The sequence below is a fragment of the Sphingomonas mali NBRC 15500 genome (genome assembly GCF_001598415.1).
GTDB classification, from domain to species: Bacteria; Pseudomonadota; Alphaproteobacteria; order Sphingomonadales; family Sphingomonadaceae; genus Sphingomonas; species Sphingomonas mali.
Genome location: NZ_BCYX01000028.1, coordinates 1 through 22,779, shown reverse-complemented (window position 1 = coordinate 22,779; position 22,779 = coordinate 1). Strand labels below are relative to the sequence as shown.

Annotated in this window: 18 protein-coding genes; 7 read left to right on the top strand and 11 right to left on the bottom strand. The window is 64.8% G+C overall.

Annotated features, from left to right (window positions below; translation table 11 throughout):
- Positions 1-167: 167 nt before the first annotated feature.
- Positions 168-980 carry an alpha/beta fold hydrolase gene (locus SMA01S_RS17435; protein ID WP_066825295.1) on the top strand — a complete coding sequence of 271 codons (813 nt, stop codon included), beginning with the start codon at positions 168-170 and terminating at the stop codon, positions 978-980.
- Positions 981-1,554: 574 nt separating this feature from the next.
- On the opposite strand, the gene SMA01S_RS17430 is transcribed toward SMA01S_RS17435, so the two are convergent.
- From SMA01S_RS17430 to SMA01S_RS17400, 7 genes are all read right to left on the bottom strand, one after another.
- Positions 1,555-2,715, bottom strand: coding sequence for a tyrosine-type recombinase/integrase (locus SMA01S_RS17430; protein WP_066825293.1), 1,161 nt, complete (start codon positions 2,713-2,715; stop codon positions 1,555-1,557).
- 348 nt (positions 2,716-3,063) lie between these two features.
- Positions 3,064-5,565 (bottom strand): ABC transporter permease, encoded by a 2,502-nt coding sequence (locus SMA01S_RS17425; RefSeq protein WP_066825291.1) that lies wholly within the window; start codon positions 5,563-5,565, stop codon positions 3,064-3,066.
- 10 nt (positions 5,566-5,575) lie between these two features.
- Entirely contained in the window at positions 5,576-8,083 is a 2,508-nt protein-coding gene (locus SMA01S_RS17420) for an ABC transporter permease (protein WP_066825289.1), read from the bottom strand.
- A 10-nt stretch (positions 8,084-8,093) separates the two neighbouring features.
- Positions 8,094-10,559: an FtsX-like permease family protein gene (locus SMA01S_RS17415; protein WP_066825286.1), complete on the bottom strand. Its 2,466-nt coding sequence runs from the start codon at positions 10,557-10,559 to the stop codon at positions 8,094-8,096.
- Between the two features lie 31 nt (positions 10,560-10,590).
- A complete protein-coding gene (locus tag SMA01S_RS17410; protein WP_066825360.1) occupies positions 10,591-11,271 on the bottom strand; it encodes an ABC transporter ATP-binding protein in 681 nt (226 codons plus the stop codon).
- Between the two features lie 5 nt (positions 11,272-11,276).
- A complete protein-coding gene (locus SMA01S_RS17405) occupies positions 11,277-12,602 on the bottom strand; it encodes an efflux RND transporter periplasmic adaptor subunit (RefSeq protein ID WP_066825280.1) in 1,326 nt (441 codons plus the stop codon).
- Positions 12,599-12,823, bottom strand: coding sequence for a hypothetical protein (locus SMA01S_RS17400; protein WP_066825277.1), 225 nt, complete (start codon positions 12,821-12,823; stop codon positions 12,599-12,601). Before SMA01S_RS17400 ends, SMA01S_RS17405 begins: the two co-directional genes overlap by 4 nt.
- A gap of 143 nt (positions 12,824-12,966) precedes the next feature.
- On the opposite strand from SMA01S_RS17400, the gene SMA01S_RS17395 reads away from it, so the two are divergent.
- A complete protein-coding gene (locus SMA01S_RS17395; RefSeq protein WP_066825275.1) occupies positions 12,967-14,346 on the top strand; it encodes a sigma-54-dependent transcriptional regulator in 1,380 nt (459 codons plus the stop codon).
- Positions 14,336-15,652 (top strand): sensor histidine kinase, encoded by a 1,317-nt coding sequence (locus tag SMA01S_RS17390; protein WP_066825272.1) that lies wholly within the window; start codon positions 14,336-14,338, stop codon positions 15,650-15,652. Before SMA01S_RS17395 ends, SMA01S_RS17390 begins: the two co-directional genes overlap by 11 nt.
- A gap of 139 nt (positions 15,653-15,791) precedes the next feature.
- Here SMA01S_RS17390 and dinB read toward each other — a convergent pair whose 3' ends face one another.
- Positions 15,792-16,862, bottom strand: coding sequence for a DNA polymerase IV (gene dinB / locus SMA01S_RS17385; RefSeq protein WP_281179193.1), 1,071 nt, complete (start codon positions 16,860-16,862; stop codon positions 15,792-15,794).
- Between the two features lie 101 nt (positions 16,863-16,963).
- Here dinB and SMA01S_RS17380 point away from each other — a divergent pair, with 101 nt between their 5' ends.
- The 3 genes from SMA01S_RS17380 (at position 16,964) to SMA01S_RS17370 (ending at position 20,049) form a co-directional block, all read left to right on the top strand.
- Entirely contained in the window at positions 16,964-18,457 is a 1,494-nt protein-coding gene (locus tag SMA01S_RS17380; RefSeq protein ID WP_174543164.1) for a S41 family peptidase, read from the top strand.
- Between the two features lie 96 nt (positions 18,458-18,553).
- Complete coding sequence (locus SMA01S_RS17375; protein ID WP_066825268.1) at positions 18,554-19,312, top strand: NUDIX hydrolase; 759 nt, start codon at positions 18,554-18,556, stop codon at positions 19,310-19,312.
- A gap of 50 nt (positions 19,313-19,362) precedes the next feature.
- A complete protein-coding gene (locus tag SMA01S_RS17370; protein ID WP_066825267.1) occupies positions 19,363-20,049 on the top strand; it encodes an extensin-like domain-containing protein in 687 nt (228 codons plus the stop codon).
- A gap of 26 nt (positions 20,050-20,075) precedes the next feature.
- Here the strand turns inward: SMA01S_RS17370 and SMA01S_RS17365 are convergent, their stop codons facing one another.
- The 3 genes from SMA01S_RS17365 to SMA01S_RS17355 all read right to left on the bottom strand — a co-directional run bounded on the left by SMA01S_RS17365 (position 20,076) and on the right by SMA01S_RS17355 (position 21,999).
- Positions 20,076-20,630: a hypothetical protein gene (locus SMA01S_RS17365; protein ID WP_066825348.1), complete on the bottom strand. Its 555-nt coding sequence runs from the start codon at positions 20,628-20,630 to the stop codon at positions 20,076-20,078.
- A 210-nt stretch (positions 20,631-20,840) separates the two neighbouring features.
- Complete coding sequence (locus SMA01S_RS17360; protein WP_066825261.1) at positions 20,841-21,116, bottom strand: hypothetical protein; 276 nt, start codon at positions 21,114-21,116, stop codon at positions 20,841-20,843.
- Positions 21,117-21,249: 133 nt separating this feature from the next.
- The gene (locus SMA01S_RS17355; protein ID WP_066825258.1) at positions 21,250-21,999 is read right to left on the bottom strand and encodes a Bax inhibitor-1/YccA family protein; all 750 of its coding nucleotides are present in this window, start codon (positions 21,997-21,999) and stop codon (positions 21,250-21,252) included.
- Positions 22,000-22,130: 131 nt separating this feature from the next.
- Between SMA01S_RS17355 and thpR the strand changes: the two genes are divergently transcribed.
- Positions 22,131-22,673: an RNA 2',3'-cyclic phosphodiesterase gene (thpR, locus tag SMA01S_RS17350; protein WP_066825249.1), complete on the top strand. Its 543-nt coding sequence runs from the start codon at positions 22,131-22,133 to the stop codon at positions 22,671-22,673.
- Positions 22,674-22,779: the final 106 nt, after the last annotated feature.

Genomic DNA, 22,779 nt, shown 5'->3' with positions numbered 1-22,779 from the left:
ATGCGATGAGCGGCCGCTCACTCGAGACCGCGAGGCGGCGGCTAAGCGCCTCGATCTCGGTCATTGCGGCCGGACTTTTGTGTGCTGCAAGCCGCCGAAGGGCGCGGGTCGGCCCCAAAGGCTGATCCTGATCGTTCAGCGTCTCCATCACCCGGAGTATCCCCTGAATGTACGAGGTCCAACGCGGCTCCGGCCGCAAGCTGCTACTTGTTCACGGTCTCGGCGGAAGCTGGCAATCCTGGAGCACGATCTTGGAGGCCCTCGGCGCCGAACGTACGGTTATTGCGATCGACCTCCCTGGACATGGCGCTACGCCGGAAGAACGCGATAGCGGGACCTTTAACGGTCTCGTCGGTAGCGTCGAGCGCTACATTGCCGATAAAGGACTGGACGGGATCGATGTCGTCGGCAGCTCGATGGGCGCACGGATCGTGCTTGAACTCGCTCGGCGGGGCCGCGTCGGCAACGTTGTGGCACTCGATCCGGGCGGCTTTTGGCGCGGCTGGGAACGCACATTCTTCAAGACTACCATAGGCGTTTCGGGGCGGCTGCTTCGCGCTATCCGGCCGGCCTTGCCGATGCTGAGCAAGAACGCCGCGTCGCGCACCGCGTTGCTGGCACAGCTGTCCGCGCGCCCTTGGGCGCTCGATCCGACCGTCGTTGCGACGGAGTTAGAGGGCCTGAGCAGAACGCCGACGTTTGACGCGTTGGTCCGTGACCTTGCAGGCGGTCCTGAGCAACCTGGTCCGGCCGCCGATCCTTCTCGCCGAATTGTTATCGGCTGGGGCCGCCATGATCGGCTGTGTCTGCCGAGGCAGGCAGCTCGGGCAAAACGCGCCTTCCCCTCCGCCGATCTGCACTGGTTCGAAGCCAGCGGACATTTCCCTATGTGGGACCAGCCAGACGAAACGGTTGCCGTAATACTAGCCGCAACTCCGTTACCTATGTTGTCTAGCCAGGAAGAGCGTCGTCAGCTTTAGCAGCCTGCTCGTCCAAAGCTGCCGGTCGGCAAGCGGCCCAATTTCAGTCGGCGCATGATATCATGAGGTGCGATCACTGAACGTCGGCATTTGATAAGAGCCGCCGTTCGCCACATTACCGGTGACCGGCAGAAATGTCCCAGAGCCGGTCATTCCCGTATGGCCGAAACTTGCTTTGTATCGTGGGTTCGAATACCGTGCACTCCGTCGAACTGAGCTGACAAGTATCGGTTTTCAGGCGGAAAAGTTTTTTGGCCTTTCCGGGGTATATTCCCAGGTATCGGTAAAAAGCGGATCGATCAGAACCAAGGTAAATCAGCCATTTATTGAATTGGTTCGAATCCCTCCCGCTCTTGCGTGCAGCAGCGAGAGGCAATCACGATATCAATTGGCGGCTGACCAAGATCGAGAAACGCAAGTTGTCGAGCTGACAGGACGAGAACACGCCGCGCGCTGCACCGGCTGGCCAGAGGCCGCCGTCGCCGCTGGATGCGTCATCGTATGTTCTACACCGTCACCGATCATCCAAGCCCTTAGGTTCCCAATCCCCTCCGCCGGGTCCGGTAATGGGCGGCTAAAGTGCGAGCCCAGCCAACGCTTCTGCTGCGGCGTGACGGCTAAGGTGGCCGTAGTGCCGCTCAATCATTTCGGCGCTTGTGTCGCTGATCTGCGCCACGGTCAGTAACGGAAGTCCGCCATTTACGAGGTCCGTGATCGTGCTATGCCGTAACGTGTAGGCGGTGGCACCCATGGGCAACCTCGCCACGATCACAGCGTCGGTAATCGGCTTTTTCCAGGCGTCCTTGTTCCATGCCTTACCGTTAGCCTGCGCGAACAAGGGGGCACTGGGCGACCTGCCCTTCGCCTGTGCGGCAAATAGTTTGGCCGCCGCCGATGGAATCAGAATGCGTCTGGGTTTTCCGCTCTTGTCCTTCCCGATGCTCAGTTCCGAGGTTCGATCGTCAAAATCGGCGACGGTGAGATTGGCGACGGCGCCAGGTCGCAAGGGAAGCAAACAGAGCGCTCGTACAAACGGCTCGGCTTCGGCCTCAACATTTGCGAGCAACGCGCGGCGCTGATCGCGATCCAGATAGAGGGTCCTTTGCCGATCAGCATTTCTGATCGGTTTTAACGCTTCCTGCCACGCAGCCTCCGTATCGGGAGCACCGGGTGCAAGTATCTTGTTCAACGCCGCCCGGAGCATCGCCATGTCGCGATTGACCGACGATGGCGCGCGTGGGCGGGTAAGCGGATGGCCCTTTTTTCGCCGGCTGACTGGCGCTGGCTTTGCCTCCAGTCGATCACGCCAACTTTTCAAATGATTGCGCCTTACCTTCGCCAGCTTCAATTTGGCGATGGCGTCAGAATAAACGTGCCGCCTGAATCTCCCCTCGGCTTCGGGGTTCATCTTGGCATAGCGGCGGCAGGCGTCTTCGACGGTCTCGACCGTCTCCTCTGTCTGGCCGCCCGCTTCGACTAACTCCGCGAAAGCCTCGCCTTCCTTCTTCGCAGCCGCAAACCGATCACGCCCCGGCAGATCGCCAAAATCTCCCAACGCTTTGAGCCGATAACCGCGCTGATCCTCATCATAAGCACGTGCAATCCACGTACCGAGGCCTTCGCGCGCCGATGGCCGATAGCCCAAGAAACAACCGGGTCGAATGCGCTGCCAATGCGGCTCACGCCGTGAGGGAAGTGCTTCGCGTTCCTTTACCCTGCTCAAATCCAGCGCCATCGCCGACCCCCTCGTTCATTCCGTACGGAAAAAGTACGGAAAACATGGTTGGAAAACGCTGGATCGGATGGGACCAAATGTCAATATTTTATAATGGCTTATTGATTTCATTAAGTCCCAGAAAGGCCCATTTTTCTGCCTTCGGGAGGCAGGGGCCGGAGGTTCGAATCCTCTTTCCCCGACCAATTTTCCCGACATAGCGAACGTCCGGGGGACGTTCGCCGGGAAAATTCACAAGCGACAGCGAGTGCGGGAAGCCCGCCGCTCCTCAACATCCCGATACCGGCACAAGAAAACGCCGGGACGTTTCCGCCCCGGCGCCGCAGTTTTCAGGCCCTCCCCTGAACCCTATTCGTAACGCAATGCCTTGATCGGGCTCGCCTGCGCGACACGCACGGCATGCCCGGCGATCGTCCCCGCCGCGATGATTACCGCCAGCAAACCCGCCTCGACGAACGGCAGCGGCGTCAGCGTCACTCGCGTATCGAAGCCGTTGAGCCAGCCGCGCATCAGCCACCAGGCGATCGGCCAGGCGACGAGATTGGCGATCAGCACCGGCCGGCTGAACTGCCAGACCAGCAACCGCACGATGTCGCGAGTGCGTGCGCCGAGCACCTTGCGGATGCCGATCTCCTTGGTGCGGCGTTCGGCGGTGAACGCCGCCAGGCCGAACAGGCCGAGACAGCCGATCACCACCGCCAGGATGGCGAACATCCCGAACAATTGCGCACTCTTCTCGTCGATATTGTAGAGGTCATGGATGATGTCCTCGACGAAGCGCGAATTGAGCGACAAGCCAGGCACCGAGCGCTTCCACACCCGCTCGACCGTCGCCTGCGCCGTTCGCGGATCGCCGCTGAAGCGCACCATCAGCTGATTGAAGGCACCGCTGGTGATGTAATAATAGATGATCGGCTGCACCGGATCGCGCGCGGAGCGATATCGGACATCGCTAACCACGCCGACGACATTGGCAGTGACCGCCCCCGCCTCGTTGCTGGCGATGATATACTGGACCTGCTTGCCGACCGCCGCTGCGGGCGAGGCAAAGCCAAGACGCCGGGCGGCCGATTCGGACAGGACCACGTTGACGCCGCGCCCTGTCAGCGCCTTTTCGGCGTTGAGATCGGGCGGATTCGGCAGAGTCGAATCGTCCATCGCGACCGCTTCGGAGAAATTGCGCCCCGCAAGTACGCGCATCCCCAACGTATCGAAGGCATGCGTGTCGACGCCATAGACGCCCAACGTGACCGGCTTGCCGCCCGGCACGTTGACGTCGGTGGTCGAATTGTTGCCCGACGCGATGCCGAGCGACACGCGCGCGGCGTCGACGATACCGGGTTGCTTGCGCAGTTCCTGGAGCAGCGTCGGCGCGGCCGCCTCTACCGGCGCGCGGGCGATGCCGTTGAGCTGGAGCAGCCCGTCACGCTTGTATCCCGCGTCGAGATTACGGGCATATTCGGTCTGGGCGTAGATGACCGAGGTACAAATGATCAGCCCGATCGACACCGCGAACTGGGTGATGACGAGCAGGCTCCGGAGCCGCCCGCTGCCTTCCGCATCGGCCGCCGACTTGTTGGCTTTTAGAATGCGCGCCGGCTCGAAGCGCGACAGATAGAAAGCGGGATATAGGCCGCCCGCCAGCCCGACCAGCACTGTCAGGCCGATGACGGGAAGCAGGATGCCCGACAGACCGAAATAGCGGAACGTCATGTCGGCATCGAGAAAGGCGTTGAGCGGCCGGATGGCGAGTTCCGCCAGCGCCAGCGCGATCAACATCGCGATCGACGAAACCAGCATCGATTCGCCGACGAATTGGGTGATGAGCTGATGGCGGCTAGCGCCCAGCACCTTGCGCAACGCGACTTCGCGGGCTCGCTGCGAAGCACGGGCGGTCGCCAGGTTGGTGAAATTCATGCAGGCCATCGCCAGGATCAGCAGCGCGACCACGCCGAAGGTCAGTACCGACTGGCGATTGCCGTTGGGCCGCCCCTGCCCGGTGCCTTTGCTAAGGTGGAGATCGCGCACATTGATCAGGTGGAAATCCTCGAACTGGCCGGGATTGGTCACCGGATTGCTGCCGACATCGTCGGGGATGTTGCGCTTTTTCCAGGCGGCCAATTGCGCCTGGATCGCCTTGGGGTCGCTACCCGGCTTAAGCCGGACGTAGATCTCTCCGTTCGACCAGGTCCAGGAGGTGACCACATCGGGTGTCTTTCGGAAATAATCCACCGGGTCGATCCGCAAGACCGTGGTCATGTCGAAATGGCTGTTCTTGGGGAGGTCCTTGAACACGCCCGTCACGCGGTAATCGGCCGTCATGTCGCCGCTGGAGACGGTGATCGTCTTGCCCAGCGGGTCGCTGTCGCCGAACCGCGCACCGGCCTCGCTCTCGCTCAGCACGATCGAATGCGGATCATCGAGCGCGGTCGCGCCATTGCCGCGCACGAAAGGCACGCGCACCACGTCGAACAGCGGGCCATCGGTGATCAGCGCCTTCTTGGCGGCGGTCGGCGTGCCATCCTGGAGGAAGGTCACGTTCTGCGACGACGCCCACACCAAGCGCTCGACCTGAGGGAAGTCCTTCTTGAGCGCGCCGCCGGCGACATAGGCGGTGGTCAGCGACGTGCCGGGCTGCTGCCCGCCCGGCGACGGCAGATATTCTGTCGCCAGCTCGTAGGTGTTCTCGGCTTCGGGCAGCCAATGGTCATAGCTGAACTCGTAGCGGACATAGGTCAGGATCAGCAGGCAAGCCGCCAGGCCGATTGCCAGCCCGACGATGTTGATGACCGCATAGACGCGGCTCTTGAGCAGAGCACGGATGCCGACGGTCAGGTAATTACGCCACATCGGGACTCTCCTATTCGTACCGCAAAGCGTTGATGGGGTTGGTGCGCGCGACGCGGATCGCATGACCCGCGACGGTTGCCAGCGCGATGCCGAGCGTCAGCGCGCCGGCGACGGCGAAAGGAGTCGGGCCGAGCGCGATCCGCGTGTCAAACCCGTTGAGCCAGTCGCGCATCAGCCACCAGGCGACCGGCCAGGCGATCAGATTGGCGATCAGCACCGGCCGGCTGAACTGCCAGACCAGCAGTCGCACGATGTCGAGGGTGCGCGCGCCCAGCACCTTGCGGATGCCGATCTCCTTGGTGCGCCGCGCGGCGGTGAATGCGGCGAGCCCGAACAGGCCCAGGCATCCGATCACCACCGCGAGGATGGCGAAGGCCGCGAACAACTCGCCGCGCGCGGTCTCACGGTCATATTGCGCGCGCACGAGGTCGTCGGCGAAGCTCGCCTTGAACGGAACGTTGGGCGCGACACGCCGCCAGATCTGCTCGACCGCATCGCGCATCGCGCCTGGGGCGACCCCGGAATAGCGCACCGCGATCTGGCCGAACCCGGTGCGTTGCATGACATAGACGATCGGCTGCAACGGCTCGCGCAGCGACCGGAAACGCGCGTCTGACACGACGCCGACGATCGTACAGGGCACCGATCCGAACTCAGGAAAGGTCAGCGCGCCCGACAGCTGTTTGCCGATCGCATTGCGCACGTCGGCGAATCCCAGGCGATGCGCCGCACTTTCGCTGATCACGATGTTGAGCCCCCGCGCCACCAGTGCGCGCTCGGCATCGGGGTTCACCGGAAACGGCGTGGTCGCGTCATCGCGCCCGTAGGTGAGCGAGAAACCGCGGCCCGCCAGCAGGCGCATGCCCATCGCCTGGAAGAATCCTTCCTGGACGGCATAGGTGCCGAGTTCGACCGACGACGTGCTGCCCGGCAGCGTATAGGCGCTCACCGAATTGTTGCCGGGGGCGACCGCGATCTGCGTCGCCGCCGCGGCACGCACGCCGGGCAGGCGGCGGATCTGCTCGACCATCGACAACGCCTGCTGGTCGTTGACGCCCTTGAAGCCGAGGTTGTCGATCTGCAGCAGGCCGTCGCGGTGATAGCCGGCATCGACGGTGCGGGCGTAGACCGTTTGCGTATAGATCACGCTGGTGCAGACGATCAGCGCGATCGACACCGCAAACTGTCCGATGACCAGCAAATTGCGTAGCCGGCCCGAGCCTTGCGCATCGGCCGCCGACTTGTTGGCCTTGAGGATCTTCGCTGGCTCGAACCGCGACAGATAGATCGCCGGATAAAGCCCGCCGAAGACGCCGACCAGCAGCACCAGGACCATGCCGGGGACCAGCACGCCGTCGAGCCCCAGATAGTGGAGCCGGATATCGGCATCGAGGAAGCGGTTGAAGAACGGTAGGATCAATTCGACCGCGGTAAACGCAACGAGCAACGCGATCAGCGACACCAGCACCGATTCCCCGATGAACTGGACGATCAGCTGGCGCGGGCTCGCGCCCAGCACCTTGCGCAGCGCCACTTCGCGCGCCCGCTGCGACGCCCGCGCGGTGGCGAGGTTGACGAAGTTCACGCACGCCATGCCGAGCACCAGCAACGCGATCACCGCGAAGGTCGCGACGGTCATCGCGTCGTTGCCCGGGGTCATCGCATTGGCCTGCGCCTTGCCGAGATGGACGTCGCGGATGTTGACCAGGCGATAGGTCTGGGCATCGCCGGGATTGTAGCGCTGGCCGTTGCTAACCCGGTCGGGGATGTTGCGCTTTTCCCAGGCGGGGATTTGCGCATTGATCGCCGCGGCGTCGCTGCCGGGACGAAGCTTGACGTAGAAATAGCCGTCCTGATTGTCCCAGTTGCTCAGCGATTGGGTGCGGTCGGCATATTGCACGTCGATATCGAAGCGCGCGACCATCACCGCGCTGAAGCTGCTGTTCTTCGGAATGTCCTTGAACACGCCGGTGACGCGATAGTCCACGTTGCCGGCGTTATCGACCACAGTCAGCGTCTTGCCGATCGGATCTGCCTTGCCGAAGCGCCGCTTGGCCTCGCTCTGGCTGATCGCAAGCGAGTGCGTGTCGTTGAGCGCGGTGTGCGCGTCACCCTCGACGAACGGCACTTGCAGGATGTCGAAGAGGTTGCCGTCGACCATCCGGATATTGGTCTGCGACGGATCGCCATCCTGGATCACGACGGGCGAGAAGGCGCGTACGAACACCACCTTCTCGACCTGCGGGAAGTCCTTCGCCAGCGCCCGGCCCGCCGGGATCGAGCTGGCCTGCAGGTACATTTCCTCGCCGCCTTGCGGCGTCGGGTGGTAATAGGTCTGAAGCTGGAACGCCTGGTCGGCGCCCGGCAGCCACGCGTCGTAACTACGCTCGTAGCGTACGTAGAGCAGGATCAGCACGCATGCCGCGAGCCCGATCGCCAGGCCGAGGATATTGACCGCGGCATAGAGGCGGCTCTTGAGCAGCGAGCGGATGCCGACAGTGAGGTAGTTGCGCCACATATGGCTTCTCCTATTCGTAGCGCAAAGCGTGGATGGGATTGCGGCGCGCGACGCGGATCGCCTGCCCGGCGACCGTCGCGACCGCGATGACAAGGGCGAGGCCGCCGGCAATGAGGAACGGCGTCGGCGTGAGCGCAATGCGCGCATCGAATCCGTTGAGCCAATCGCGCATCACCCACCACGCGGCCGGCCAGGCGACGAGATTGGCAATCAGCACGGGCCGACTGAACTGCGCGACGAGCAGGCGAACGATGTCGCGGCTTCGTGCGCCCAGAACCTTGCGGATCCCGATCTCCTTGGTGCGGCGCTCGGTGGCGAAGGCGGCGAGGCTGTAGAGGCCGAGACAGGAAATCACGATCGCCAGCAGCGAGAAGCTCGCGAACAATATGGTGCGGGCGCGTTCGGCGGCATAAAGTTCGCGGACGACGTCATCTGTGAAGCGCGCCTCGAACGGGATTTCGGGCTCGAACCGTCGCCATATTTTGGCGAGCGCAGCCATCACCTCGCCGGGACGCGCAGCGGCGTAGCGGACCAATACCTGATTGGTGAGGCCAGGGTTATAGGCGTAGACGATCGGGTCGACCGCATCGCGGGCAGTACCAAACCGCGTGTCCTCGACCACGCCGGCGATCGTCGCGGGCACTTTGGCCGCTCCGTTGAACCAGACGTCGACGACTTGGCCGATCGCGGCTTGTGGGGCGCGATATCCAAGCTTGGTCGCGGCCCCACGGTTGACCACCACGTTGATCCCTCGAGTGGCGAGTTGGGCCGGCGTCTCGTCCGCGATGCGATCGGCGGCCTGGCGATCGCCGAGCATTCGCCCGGCAAGCAGCTTGACGTCCATCGTCGGCAGAAAATCCGCGTCGATATTGTAGGCCGTCAGCGAGGCATATTGCGACGCGCCAGGCGTGCGGGCGAGCCAAACCATTTTCGGGGCGCTATCGCCGGGTCCGAGCCCGGTCCGCCCTACTTTGGTCACGCCCGGGATGGCCAGCATCGCCCGTCGCGCAGCGTCATATTCGCCGCCCTGGGTATAGCGCCAGGCGTTGGCGATCTGGATCAACCCGTCGCGGCGAAAGCCGGGATCGACCTGCTCGACGAAGCGAGTCTGCGACCAGATCACTGCGGTACTGGTCACCAGGCCGATGGCGATGGCGAACTGAACGACGACGAGCGCCATACGCAGCCGTCCACTGCCGGCGGTTTCGGTCGAACCACGATTGCCGTTGAGCACGGCCGCCGGTTTGAACCTGCTCAGATAGAGTGCCGGATATAGCCCGCCGGCTAGGCCGGTAATCGCGAACAATGCCAGTACCGGAAGCAGCATGCCGTCCTTGCCCAGATAGTGGAGCTGCATATCGGCCCCCATCGCACGCGCGACCCACGGTATCGCGAGTTCGGCGATCGCCATCGCGATCAGGACCGCTACCGCGGCAATCAGTACGTTCTCGGCCATGAATTGGGCGATCAGCTCGCGCCGCCGCGCGCCGAGCACCTTGCGCAACGCCACTTCGCGCGTCCGCTGGAGCGCGCGCGCGGTCGTCAGATTGACGAAGTTCATCACCGCCATGCCGAGCGTCAGCAGCGCGACGACAGCGAACGTGACCAGCGCGCGCGGATCGCCCGCCGGCGTAAGCGCTGCTTCCTGTGCCTTGCCCAGATGGACGCCGGTGACCGGCTCCAATCGCAGGTCGAACACATCGGCCATGGAAAACTGCTTGCCGTCGATCGTGCCGGTCGGCACGACACGTTTCTCCCAGCCCGGGAGTGCCGCGTTCACCATCGCCGCGTCGGCGCCGGCCCGCAGCTTGACGTAATGAATCTGATCGAAATTGCCCCAGCCGCGGCGCTCGATGGGAATGTCGGCTATATCGCCGCGATACATGACGCCGATACGCAGGCTGGTGTTGCGCGGGAGATCGCGCAGCACGCCGCTCACCTTATAGTCGCGCTTGCCCGGCCCCGCGCCGAGCGTGAAGCGCCTGCCCAGCACGTCGGTGGTGCCGAACTGGCGGATCGCCTCCTTCTCGGTCAACACGATCGAATTGGTGTCGGGCAAGGCAGTCGCCGCCGATCCGTAAGCGAACGGCAGACCGAAGACCTTGAAGAAGTTGCCATCGACCGTCGTCGCGTCGATGAACACCGGCTGCCCGTCGCGTTCGGTCACGGTCTTGCCCGCCGATAGCGAAGTGACCGCTTCGACTTGCGGGAATCCGGCGGCAAGCTGCTCCCCGACCGGGAACGGGCTCCCCTGCGTCCGCACATCGGGCTGGCCGGGCGGACGGATCGTGGTCTGGACCTGGAACAAGCGGCCGCTGTCCTTCAGCCAGCCGTCATAGCTCTGCTCGTACCGGATATAGCCGAGGATCAGCACGCAGCCGGCGAGCGCCAGCGCCAAGCCACCGATATTGATCGCGGCATAGACGCGGTTGCGCATCAGGATGCGTATCGCGATCAGCAGATAATGGCCCAGCATCGGCGCCGATCCTCTCCCTCCCCGTTACTGTTCAAGCCGCGCGGCGGCGTTCCTGGAGAATGCGGCCGTCGAGCATGTTGACGACGCGGCTGGCGTAATCGGCATGCGAGGGTGAGTGCGTGACCATGACGATGGTCGAGCCCTGGGCGTTGAGCGTCTGGAGCATCCGCATCACTTCCTCGCCGTGATTGGTGTCGAGGTTGCCGGTCGGTTCGTCGGCCAGGATCAACTTGGGTTCGGCGACAAGCGCGCGGGCGACCGCGACGCGTTGTTGCTGCCCGCCCGACAACTGGCTGGGGAAATGCCGCGCGCGGTGCGCAATGCCGACGCGGTCCATCACGTCCTCGGTGCGGCGGCGGCGCTCGGCAGCGGGGACCGAGTGATAGAGAAGCGCCAGCTCGACATTCTCGCGCACCGACAATTCGTCGACCAGGTTGAAGCTCTGGAAGATGAATCCGATCGATGCCTTGCGGACGTCGGCGAGCTTCGATTCGGACAGGCCGGCAACTTCCTTGCCGTCGAACACATAGCTGCCGCTGGTCGGGCTATCGAGCATGCCCATCAGGTTGAGCAGGGTCGACTTGCCGCAGCCCGACGGCCCCATGATCGCGACGAATTCGCCGGGCATGATGTCGAGGTCGATCGCGTCGAGTGCGGTCGTCTCAACGGTGTCGGTGCGGTAGGTCCGCGACAACGCGCGCATATGCAGCATGGTATTCACTCCTTCGCGTTCGAAAGGTCGAGCCGATCCTTGTCGGCGAAACCGGTGTAAGGGCTGGTGATGACGCGCTCGCCGGCATCGAGCCCGTCGAGCACTTCGATGAAATCGGGATTGCGGCGGCCGAGCCGGACCCGGCGCTTGACCGCGGTGTTGCCGTCGGGCGCGACGACGAACACATAGGCGCCACCGCTTTCGTTGTAGAAAGCGCCATTGGGGATCAGCTTGGCCGGCGCCGGATCGCCCAGGGTCAGCTTCGCCTGCAGCGTCTGGCCGCGTTGCACACCCTGCGGCTCGTCGCCGAGGAATTGCAGGTCGACCTGGAACTGGCCGTTCTGCACCTGGGGATAGATTTTCATCACCTGCGCGCGGAAGGTCTTGCCGTTCCAGTCGACGCTCGCCGACTGATTGACCTGGACGCGGCCGAGATAGAATTCGTCGACGCCGGCCTGGAGCTTGTTCCTGCCCGGCGAATCGATCTGGCCGATCCGTTCGCCGCGCTGGAGCGACTGGCCGATCTGGATCGAGAAGCCCGACAATTTGCCCGTGACCGGCGCCTTGAGGTTGAGCGCGTCGAGATTGGTGCGGGCGATGCCCAGACCCGCCGACATCGACTTCATCGATGCCTTTTGCTGATCGAGCTGGCCCGACTGCAGCCGTTCGTCGCTTGCCTGGCTGCGCTGAAGCACGGCGAGGCGGCGCTGCTGATATTGGTAATTGTCGGTCGTGTCGTTGAACTGCTTGCCCGACACATAGCCCTTCGCTGCAAGCGGCGCCTCGCGCTCATATTGACGGCGCGCGGTGGTGAGCGCGAGCTGTGCGTCCAGGATCGCGCGTTCGTTGGCCAAGCGGGTCTGCGACAGCGCGAGCTCCTGGCTCCGCATATTGTTGATCTGCTGCTCGACCTCGGTCTGGCGTGCGAGCGTCGAGAGCTGAAGTTCGGCGTTGGACAGCATCGCGATCGGCTGGCCGGCGACGACGTCGGTGCCGTCCTCGACCAGCACCTTGTCGACCCGGCCGCCCTCGATCGAATCGATATAGACGGTGAGCAGCGGCGTCACCTTGGCGCGCAGCGGGATGAAATCCTCGAACCGCCCGGTCTGCACGGTCGAGATCGTCAGCCGGTTCTTGGTCACCGTCTGCGATCCCGCGCCGGGCATGAACCACCAGAACAGCGAGGCGAGCACCAGCACCGCGCCGGCGCCGATCGCAATCTTGACGTTGCGCGACAGCCCGCGGCGCTCGACCACCTTGTCCATCTGGCTGCCGCTGACCGCCCGGTCAGTGGTGGCGGACGACGCCGCCTTCAACGACGCGATATTCACGAACGCTCGCTCCCGATCTGCAGCAGGAATAAAGAGTGTCCGTTTCCGGACACGGGTGTCCGGAAACGGACAGTGTCACTCTGGAGCGAGAAGGCGATCCGGACCGAGGAAATCTGGATCGCGGCGCTCCAGTGCGACGCCGGCTGAAAGAACAGCACCCAGCTCGCGCCGAGTAACACGAGCACCGTGAGGAGTTTGCGGTTGGCTGCCGTGTCTTTCATCGGATCTGTCCACCTTGTTGGTCTGATCCCAGCTCAGCAGGATGCGTGCCAAATGCCTTTTCGTCTCCGAACCAACCCATTGCTCGACGCTGGCACGGAAATTGATTGTCCGTATTCGGACAGTGGCTGTACGGAAGCGGGCAATGGCGACACCGGAATTCGATCTCTGCATCATCGTCGATGACGACGAGGATATCCTGGTGGCGGCGCGGCTCGCGCTGCGCGGGCTGTTCCGCGAGCTGATCACCGTGTCGTCGCCCGAGCGCGCGATCGCCGCCACTGCGGGGCGCCAGCCCGACGTCATCCTGCTCGACGCCAATTTCGCGCGCGGCGCGACCGATGCGCGCGAAGGGCTGGCATTGCTCGACCGGCTGCTGACCAACGATCCCGAGGCGATCGTGGTGATGATCACCGCGCATGCCGGGGTGAACGTCGCGGTGGAGGCGATGAAGCGCGGCGCGACCGATTTTGTCTCCAAGCCGTGGGAGAATGAGCGGCTGGTCCAGACGGTGCGCACCGCCGCCGCGCTGCGCCGATCGCGCGCCGCCGCCGACGCGCCAGCACCAACGCCGGCCTCGTCGAACTCGGCCCGAGGGCCGTCGCCGCTGATCGGCAGCGCACCGTCGATGGCGCGCGTCCATTCGCTGATCGCGCGCGCGGCGCCGACCGAAGCGAATGTCCTGGTGCTCGGCGAAAACGGCACCGGCAAGGAATTGGTCGCGCGCGCACTGCACCAGCAATCGCATCGCGCCGACCGCGAGATGGTGACGGTCGACCTGGGTGCGATCGCGACCGAGCTGATCGACTCCGAATTGTTCGGCCACGTCAAAGGGGCGTTCACCGACGCCCGCACCGATCGCGTCGGCCGCATCCAGGCGGCCGATGGCGGTACATTGTTCCTCGACGAGATCGGCAATCTGCCGCTCCATCTGCAGCCCAAATTGCTGACCGTGCTCGAACAGCGCAAGGTCACCCCGGTTGGGGCGAACCAGCCGATCCCGGTCGATATCCGGGTGATCGCGGCGACCAACATGACCCCGGCGATGCTGCGCGACGAGCGCCAGTTTCGTCAGGACCTGCTGTTCCGGCTCAACACGGTCGAGATCGACCTGCCGCCGCTGCGCGATCGCCGCGAGGACGTGCCGGCGCTGATCGACCATTATCTCAGCCTTTATGCCGAACGGTACAAACGGCCGCGCCCCGAATTGTCCCCACAAGCGCTGGGAGCGCTGGTCGCGCATGACTGGCCCGGCAATGTCCGCGCGCTGCGTCATGCGGTCGAGCGCGCGGTAATCCTCGCAGGCGACGGCCTGCTCGAGAGCGATGCCTTCGCCCTCGCCCCGGCGGCGACACCACGAGTCACCGCCGAGCCGGTGGTGTCGGATCTCAATCTCGATCGCGTCGAGCGCCGGCTGGTCGAGGAAGCGCTGAAGAAGCACGGCTACAACATCTCGTCCGCCGCGCACGAGCTCGGCCTGTCGCGCGCCGCGCTCTATCGTCGAATGGAGAAGCATGGGCTTTGACCGCCGCTTCGCGCTGACCCTGGTCGGCTGGCTGGTCGCCTGCCTGTTCGCGCTGATCGCCCTGACGGTGGCGATCGCAACCCCAGGTCTTGCCGCGGTCAGGATCGTCGCTGGCTTGCTCGTACTCGGCATGGTGGCCGGCCTCCTCCACCATATCGACCGCACCAATCGCACCGTTGCGCGGTTCGTCGAAGCCTTGCGCTATGGCGATTTTTCGACGCGGTTCGACGGACGCGGCGGCGCCGGGTTCGATACCTTGGGCGGTGCGCTCGACGCGGCGATGCGCGGACTGCAAGCGCAGCGCGATCGCACGGTCGAGGAGTTAAGGTTCCTCGAAGCCTTGACCGACGATGTTCCGGTGGCGCTGCTGACGGTCGATGCCGATCACGGCGTGACCTTGGTCAACAAGGCGGCGCGGCGCCTGTTCGCGGCGCATCAGGGCACCCGGCCGGAGGATTTCACCGTTTATGGCGAAACCTTCGCCGCGCGCCTGGCCGATGGCGCCGCTCCCGCCGCCGAACTGCTGTTGCTGCGATCGGCGACCGGGCCGCAACGCGCCATCGTGCGCAATGCGTCGCTCGAGCGGCTGGGGCTGACGACGCGCGCGATCACGGTCGAACCCGTGCAGGGCACGCTCGATGCGATCGAGATGGCGGCGCAAACCGACCTGGTCCGCGTCCTGACTCACGAAATCCTCAATTCGTTGACGCCGGTGACCTCGCTGGCGTCGAGCACGGCGGAGGTCTTGGCCGAGCAGGAGCCCGATCTCGACCTCGCGCGCACCGCCGCCGGGACTCTCGCGCGACGCGCCGAAGGGTTGGAATATTTCATCCGCTCCTACCGTGCCGTGGCGCATGTTCCCGACCCGCGCCGCCAGCGGTTCAAGGCGGCGTCATTCGTCCGCGACCTCGAACGCCTGTTCGCCGCCGAATGGCCCGATATCAGGCTCGAAACCGAGGTGACGCACGATCTCGAACTCGACGCCGATCCCGACCTGCTCGCTCAGGCATTGATCAATCTGTTGCGCAACGCCGCCCAGGCGACGCGCGAGCGCGACGAGCATCTGCTGGTCGAGCTGCGGTTGCTCGGGGACGGCGCAGGGACGCGTATCCTGGTGTCGGACCGCGGCCCGGGCGTGCCGGAGGCAATGCGCACCGAGATCTTCCTGCCGTTCTTCACGACGCGGGCCAAGGGAACGGGCGTCGGCCTCAACCTGGTACGCCAGATCGTGATCGCGCATGGTTGGACGATCGAGGTCGGCGAAGGGCCCGAAAGCGGCGCGGAGTTCAGGGTGTTCGTTCGGTGAATGGAACCGCTGGGCTAGATCATCGCCGCCTCCCCGGCGAAGGCCGGGGCCCAGCCGCGGCGAATTATCGACGAGAATGAATCGCGCACCAATAGACGGCGCGAAACTGGGCCCCGGCCTTCGCCGGGGAGGCGTTTAATCAAACGTCGGAAAGCAAATCCAATTCCGGCTCCCCTGCCCCCTCTTCCTCCAGCGTCGCCAAGGTCACCCCCACCAGCCTGATCCCCGCCCGCAACGGGAACAACGTCGCCACCAGCCGCTCGGCAACCGCGATGAGATCACCATGGCTGGCGATAGCACCGCCCAGCGTCTTGCTCCGCGTGACGATGCGGAAATCGGCGTAGCGGACCTTCACCACCACGGTCTTTCCAGTCGTCCTTGTTCGCTCGCACCATGCCCAGACCTGGTCGGCCATCCGTCGGACTTGCTCGAGCACCTGGTCCGGCGTGGTCAGATCCTGTTCGAACGTGGTTTCCGATCCCGACGATTTGCGCGGCCGGTCGGGGGTGACCTCGCGATCGTCCTCGCCATGCGCGATCTTGTGATACCACAGCCCCGATTTGCCGAAATGCGCCTGGAGGAACGCCGGATCGCGCTCGCGCAGATCGGCGCCGGTGACGATCCCCAGCCGGTTGAGCTTTTCGGCGGTGCGCGGCCCGATGCCATGGAATCGCCCGACCTCCAGCCCCGCGACGAAATCGGCGCCAGTCCCCGGCGGGATGACGAACTGGCCATTGGGCTTGTTATGATCCGAGGCGAGCTTGGCGAGGAACTTGTTGTACGAAATGCCCGCCGAGGCAGTCAGCGCCGTCGCCTCGAAGATGCGCGCGCGGATCTCCCGCGCGGTGGCGGTCGCCGAGGGCAGCTCACGCAGATTGGCAGTGACGTCGAGATACGCTTCGTCGAGCGACAGCGGCTCGACCAGCGGGGTGTACTCCTCGAAAATGTCGCGGATCTGGCGCGACACGCTGCGATAGACGTCGAACCGGTGCGGCACGAAGATCAGATCGGGGCATCGGCGCAGCGCGACGACCGACGGCATGGCCGATCGCACGCCGAACGTCCGCGCCTCATAGCTCGCCGCCGCGACGACGCCTCGCCCGGTCGCCGATCCCACCGCCACCGGTCGCCCGCGCAGCGCCGGATCGTCGCGCTGTTCGACCGAGGCGAAAAAGGCATCCATGTCGATATGGATGATCTTACGTACCACAATGGACGAAATGACGCCCCCTCAGCCCCTTGGCAACTGTCGACGACCGGCGCAGGATGGTGCCGGGGCTCGTAAAGGGCACCGTGTTGAGAGGGGGTCGTATGAGGAATAGCCGCTTTGGCAGGGGCTTGAGCGCGATCGCCGCGCTCGCGATGGTTTCGAGTTGTGGTGGTGGCGGTAGCGGATCGACGATCGGAAGCGGAGGAGCCCCGACGCCCACCCCGAGTCCGACACCGACCGCGACTCCGACCGCCGCGGGCTGCACGCTGCGCGAGCGCCAGGACTGGGCTTTCGCGCAGCTCAAGGAATGGTATCTGTTCCCCGATACGCTGCCCGCCAGCCTGGACCCGACGCCCTATGCGTCGGTCGAGGACTATGTCGACGCGCTGACCGCGACCGCGCGCGCGCAGCACAAGGATCGGTATTTCACCTATCTGACGTCGATCGCGCAGGAAGACGCCTATTATAATTCGGGATCGAGCGCCGGTCTCGGTGTCCGCCTGGGGTTGACCAGTAGCAACCGCTTGTTCGTGACCGAAGCGTTCGAGGGCGGGGCCGCGCTCAACGCCGGAATCGATCGCGGCACCGAGATCGTCGCGATCGGCACGAGCAGTTCGAATCTGCGCAACGTCAGCGACATCATGGCGGCGTCCGGCTCCGCCGGGCTGATCGACGCGCTCGGCCCTGACACCGCCGGCACCTCGCGCGTGCTTCGGATAACGTCGCTGACGGGCACGACCAGCACCGTCACCGTGACCAAAACCGCTTTCGCGCTCGATCCGGTGTCCAGCCGCTATGGCGTCAAGATCATTTCCGATGGCGGACAGCAATTCGGCTATATCAACCTCAGGACCTTCATCAATCCGGCCGAGCAGCCGTTGAAGGACGCTTTCCTGCGGTTCAGGACCAACGGCATCACGAACATCATCGTCGACCTGCGCTACAATGGCGGCGGGTTGATTTCGGTCGCCGATCTGATGGGCGATCTGATGGGAGCCAACCGCGCGCCGACCGACGTCTGGGAATATATGACCTTCCGCCCCGAAAAATCGGCGCAGAACAGCAACCACACCTTCACGCCGATGTCGCAGTCGATCGCGCCGACCAAGATCGCGTTCATCGGCGGCGGCGGGACCGCGTCGGCGAGCGAGCTCGTGATCAACGGCATGGTGCCCTACCTCCACGCCAATGCCGCGCTGATCGGGTCCAACACCTATGGCAAGCCGGTCGGCCAGATCGCCATCGACAAGACCGCGTGCGACGATCGTTTCCGCGTGATCGCCTTCGCTATCCAGAACGCGGCCCATAACGGCGCCTATTATGACGGGCTCGCCAGCTTCATGGAGGCGAGTTGCCAGGCGAGCGACGACATTTCGTATCAGCTGGGCGACCCGAACGAGCAATCGACCCGTCGTGCGCTCGATTATCTGGAAGGCAAGAGCTGTACCGCAGTCACAGCGAGTGCCAGCACCAGCACGGCCGGCGGGCCACCACTGGCAGCCAGGGCCCAGCTGCCGGTGACGGAACAGGCGCGCGAACTGCTGACGCCCGACCGGCCGTCGACGCCGCAGCGCGAGGTGCCGGGGCTGTTCTAGGATCTGACGGAGACAGGACGCCGTCCGTGAGCAATCGGGTGGGGGAAAGGTCGGCAAGAGGTTGCGACGGGCTCGGTAGGGCCTAAGTTGGCCGCAATGCCCGAAAGCCAGCCACCTATCCCCGCCGCGACCCTGATCCTCCTGCGCGACCGCGGCGGCATGCCGCCGGAGATCCTGATGGTCGAGCGCGCCAAGGCGATGGTGTTCGCCGGCGGCGCGCTGGTGTTTCCGGGCGGGCGCGTCGATCCGGGTGACCGGGCGTTGGCCGCGGAACTCAGTCGCGATGCCGAGGATGCGCCGGCACGGATCGCGGCGATCCGCGAAACGATCGAGGAAGCGGGCGTGCCGGTGGGGCTCAGCCCGGCGCCCGACGCCGCGACGCTGATCGCGCTACGCCAGGGCCTTCATGCCGGCGAGGCGTTCGGACTGCTGCTCGATCGCCATGGCCTGTCGGTCGATCTCGACGCCCTGACCTGGTTCGCCCGCTGGCTGCCTGCGCACGCCCATATGCGGATCTTCGACACGCGCTTTTATCTCGCGCGTGCGCCCGAAAATGTCGCCGCGGCGACAGTGGACGCAACCGAGAACGCGCGCCTTTTCTGGGCGAGCGCGGCCGAGGTGCTCGCCGAATGCGATGCCGGACGCGCGACGGTGATCTTCCCGACGCGCCGCAATCTCGAACGACTGGCGCAATATGCCAGCTTCGACGACGCGGTCGCCGACGCGCGCGCCTTTCCGCCGCGCACGATCACGCCGTGGAGCGAAGAGCGTGAGGGCGTGCCGCATCTCTGCATTCCCGACGATCTGGGGTACCCGGTAACGAGCGAAATCCTGCATTCGGCAATGCGGGGATGACACGCCGTCGCAGGCGCCGTGCGCGCCGTGCCCAACGGCGCGGCTGGGCCATGCTCGCCCTTTTCGCCGCATTGTTCGTCCTGGTGCTCGGCGTGCTCCATTTTCGCAACCGGCCGCAGGACCTGCCCTGGACGCCGCTCGATCTCGGCCAGCCCGTCGGGCTGTTCACGGGCAGCAAACTGGCCGCGCTCGACGGGGATTATCCGCAATGCCGGATGTTGCTGGAGCGTGCCGGCGTGCACTTCGCGGAACTCGAGCCGATCGAGAAAGGGCAATGCGGTTATGCCGATGCCGTGCGGCTCGATCCCGGCGGCGCGCGCGCGATCGGGTTCGATCCGGCCAAGCCAGGCATGGCGTGCTCGGTCGCCGCGGCGCTATCGATGTGGGAATGGAATGTCGTCCAGCCGGCCGCGTTGCGCCATTTCGGCAGCCGCGTCGCGACGTTCGAGCATTTCGGGACATATAATTGTCGCCCGATCGCGGGCAGCACGCATCTGAGCCAGCATTCCTATGCTCGGGCGATCGACATCGCGGGGTTCGTGCTGGCGGACGGGCGGCGGATCACGGTCGCGCGCGACTGGCAGGGAGATGACGAGAAAGCGGGGTTCCTGCGCGAGGTTCGCGATGGCGCGTGCGGGCTGTTCTCGACCACCTTGTCGCCCGACTATAACGCCGCGCATCACGACCATCTGCATCTCGACGAGCAGCCGCGCGGCGGGTGGCGGGCCTGTCGCTGAGCAGCGTCAGGCCCGCCTGGAGGAATTCAGTTCGGCAGTGCTGCCGAGGTGTCGACCTTTTCGACCCAGGCCGGGAAGAAGCTGGGCTGACGGTTCGACCAGCCGGAAGCGGTAGCCGCGGCCTCGCTGATCGACTGCAGCAGCTTGCGGCGCAGATCAGGGTGAAGGTGCGGCAATGCCGCCGCCGCGCAGAACGCGCCGGGCAGCCAGGGCCGGACCTCGGCACCGATCAGGCGCTCGTAGAGGAAGCGATAGGCCGAAAAGCTGGTCAGCCGCCCCTGCCCCAGGTCGAACGCGCTGACTGTGATCAGCGGCGCCATGAAAATCTCGACCGAATCGAGGCCGCTATCGTCGGGGACGATCGTGCGAATCTCGTCGAGCCGGTCATAGACCCGCGCCTGGGCGCGAATCGATGCCGCCTCCACCGTATCGCGCGACCAGCGCGACAGCGCATCCTCACGCTCGAGCCCGACATCCAGGCTGCGGCGCACATAACGCTGCGTCGCTGCTGAAAAGCCCGCGAATTCTTTAATCTCGGCCAATGTCATCGCGCCGTCGGCCGGTCTCTTGCTGGCACTCATCTCGAACACCCCACCCGCTTACCAATGGAAGGGCATGATGCGCTCAGATGGTTAACGCCATGCTTAACGCCTCGTCGCCCTGCGTTAAGCATGGAATCATAGACCGTGTTGCGGCGCAACAAAGTTTGCGACGAAGCGAGCCAGACGCGCAAATCGACAAGAAAGTGAGGGTTTTGGGCAACGCTTTGTTACGCGCCCGGCGTTGGCAGATCAGCTGTCCTGCTGGCGCTCCGCCTCTGCGGCTTCGTCAAATCCCGACGATTTGGGCGGCCCGCCCTTGTCGCCCGGCTGCGTCGCGGAGGGCGGATCGGACGCGTCCATCGATTCGTCGAGGCCGCGATCGAGCTGGGCATCCTCGTTTTCCGGATCCTTCTTGAGGCGCTTTTCGATCGATTTGTCCTGGCCGGCGTCCTGGCGCGGGTCCTGTGCGACATGCTCGGCGCTGTCGCCCTGCCGATCGCGATCGGTCGCTGGAATGTCGGTCACGTCACCCTCCTACTCGGCCCGCACGGGCCTGATGTTACGCAACCAAAACGTATGGGCGACGGGTGATGTTCCAACGAAAAGGCCCGGCGAATCGCTTCGCCGGGCCCATTTTCGCGTTGCTGTCGCCCGCCGTTTAGTTGCGGTTCGAGCCGAACAGGCGGAGGATGAACAGGAACATGTTGATGAAATCGAGGTACAGGTTGAGCGCGGCCATGATCTTGACCCGCCCCTCATCGGGCGTGCCCGCGACATAGCTGTACATCGCCTTGGTCCGCTGCGTGTCCCACGCGGTCAGGCCGGCGAAGATCAGCACGCCGACCACGCTGATCACCAGGCCGAGCGGTCCCGACTGTAGGAAGATGTTGACCAGGCTGGCGACGATGATGCCGACCAGGCCGATGATCAGGAACGTCCCGAACGCCGACAGATCGCGCTTCGTGGTGTAGCCGTAGAGGCTGAGGCCAGCGAAGCCCGCCGCGGTGGCGAAGAACGCGCCCGCGATCGAGGAGGCGGTATAGGCGAGGAAGATCGTCGAGAGCGACGCGCCGAGCAAGCCGGCATAGGCCCAGAACAGCGCCTGCAGCGTCCCGGTCGCCATCCGCTGCTGTCCGAAGCTCATCGCGAAGACGATCCCGAGCGGCGCCAGCGTGACGATCCAGCCCAGCGCCGACAATCCGCCGGTCTGGAAATTGACCAGCGCTTGGATGGCGCCAGAGGCATAGACGCCCAACGCAACAACGCCGGTCAGCAGCACGGCCGAGGCCATGTAATTATAGACCGACAGCATATATGCCCGCAGTCCCTCGTCATACGCGGCGCCGCGCGTGTCGACCGCCGCGCCGAAGGGCGCCATGCCGGAACGAGGATCAGACCAATTGGCCATCGAAAACTCCTTTGCCCGGCCACAACGGCCGGATGGGGCCAATATCGTAGGTCCTGGTGCGCTATTCAAGCGAAACACGACAGCCAGCAACATTCGGAAACAATCGGCAAATGGGTTAAGTACGTTTGGCCATGCACCGCCTGTTCGTCGCGCTCCGTCCGCCGCCCGATATTCGCCGCCGCCTGAGCGAGCCGATGGCCGGCGTGCCGCATGCGCGCTGGCAGGATGACGAGCAGCTCCATGTGACGATCCGCTATATCGGAGAGGTCGATCGCCCGATGGCCGAGGACGTCGCGCTGGCGATGGGCCAGGTCCATGCGGCGTCGCCGCGCGTGGCGATCCATGGCGTCGGCGCGTTCGACAAGAAGGGGCGGGTCGACGCTTTATGGGCGGGCATCACGCCGCACGACGATCTGGCGCGATTGCACAAGAAGGTCGACCAGGCGCTGGTCCGGCTCGGCCTGGCGCCCGAGGGACGCGCCTATCTGCCGCACGTCACGCTCGCCCGCATTCCGCGCAGCGCCGGCGTCGGGCCGGCGATCGAGCGCTGGATCGCCGATCACGCGGCGTTTTCGAGCGAGCCGTTCGAGCTCGGGCATTTGACGCTCTACGAAAGCCATCTGACCGGCGAAGGCGCGCGATACGAACCGGTCGCGCGCTGGGCGCTGGATTGATCCTAGCCCCTCCCCTTCAGGGGAGGGGATGGGGTGGGGGATGCCTCGCAGAGCGCGTCGCCCGTGACTGCCCCACCCCAACCCCTCCCCTGAAGGGGAGGGGCTT

Coding starts and splice junctions, on each gene's coding strand:
- SMA01S_RS17370 (WP_066825267.1), top strand. CDS start 19,363: ATGCTCGCCCTTTTCGCCGCATTGTTCGTCCTGGTGCTCGGCGTGCTC.
- SMA01S_RS17365 (WP_066825348.1), bottom strand. CDS start 20,630: ATGAGTGCCAGCAAGAGACCGGCCGACGGCGCGATGACATTGGCCGAG.
- SMA01S_RS17425 (WP_066825291.1), bottom strand. CDS start 5,565: ATGTGGCGTAATTACCTGACCGTCGGCATCCGTGCTCTGCTCAAGAGC.
- SMA01S_RS17395 (WP_066825275.1), top strand. CDS start 12,967: ATGGCGACACCGGAATTCGATCTCTGCATCATCGTCGATGACGACGAG.
- SMA01S_RS17430 (WP_066825293.1), bottom strand. CDS start 2,715: ATGGCGCTGGATTTGAGCAGGGTAAAGGAACGCGAAGCACTTCCCTCA.
- SMA01S_RS17415 (WP_066825286.1), bottom strand. CDS start 10,559: ATGCTGGGCCATTATCTGCTGATCGCGATACGCATCCTGATGCGCAAC.
- SMA01S_RS17400 (WP_066825277.1), bottom strand. CDS start 12,823: ATGAAAGACACGGCAGCCAACCGCAAACTCCTCACGGTGCTCGTGTTA.
- SMA01S_RS17355 (WP_066825258.1), bottom strand. CDS start 21,999: ATGGCCAATTGGTCTGATCCTCGTTCCGGCATGGCGCCCTTCGGCGCG.
- thpR (WP_066825249.1), top strand. CDS start 22,131: ATGCACCGCCTGTTCGTCGCGCTCCGTCCGCCGCCCGATATTCGCCGC.
- SMA01S_RS17410 (WP_066825360.1), bottom strand. CDS start 11,271: ATGCTGCATATGCGCGCGTTGTCGCGGACCTACCGCACCGACACCGTT.
- SMA01S_RS17435 (WP_066825295.1), top strand. CDS start 168: ATGTACGAGGTCCAACGCGGCTCCGGCCGCAAGCTGCTACTTGTTCAC.
- SMA01S_RS17380 (WP_174543164.1), top strand. CDS start 16,964: ATGAGGAATAGCCGCTTTGGCAGGGGCTTGAGCGCGATCGCCGCGCTC.
- SMA01S_RS17375 (WP_066825268.1), top strand. CDS start 18,554: ATGCCCGAAAGCCAGCCACCTATCCCCGCCGCGACCCTGATCCTCCTG.
- SMA01S_RS17420 (WP_066825289.1), bottom strand. CDS start 8,083: ATGTGGCGCAACTACCTCACTGTCGGCATCCGCTCGCTGCTCAAGAGC.
- SMA01S_RS17390 (WP_066825272.1), top strand. CDS start 14,336: ATGGGCTTTGACCGCCGCTTCGCGCTGACCCTGGTCGGCTGGCTGGTC.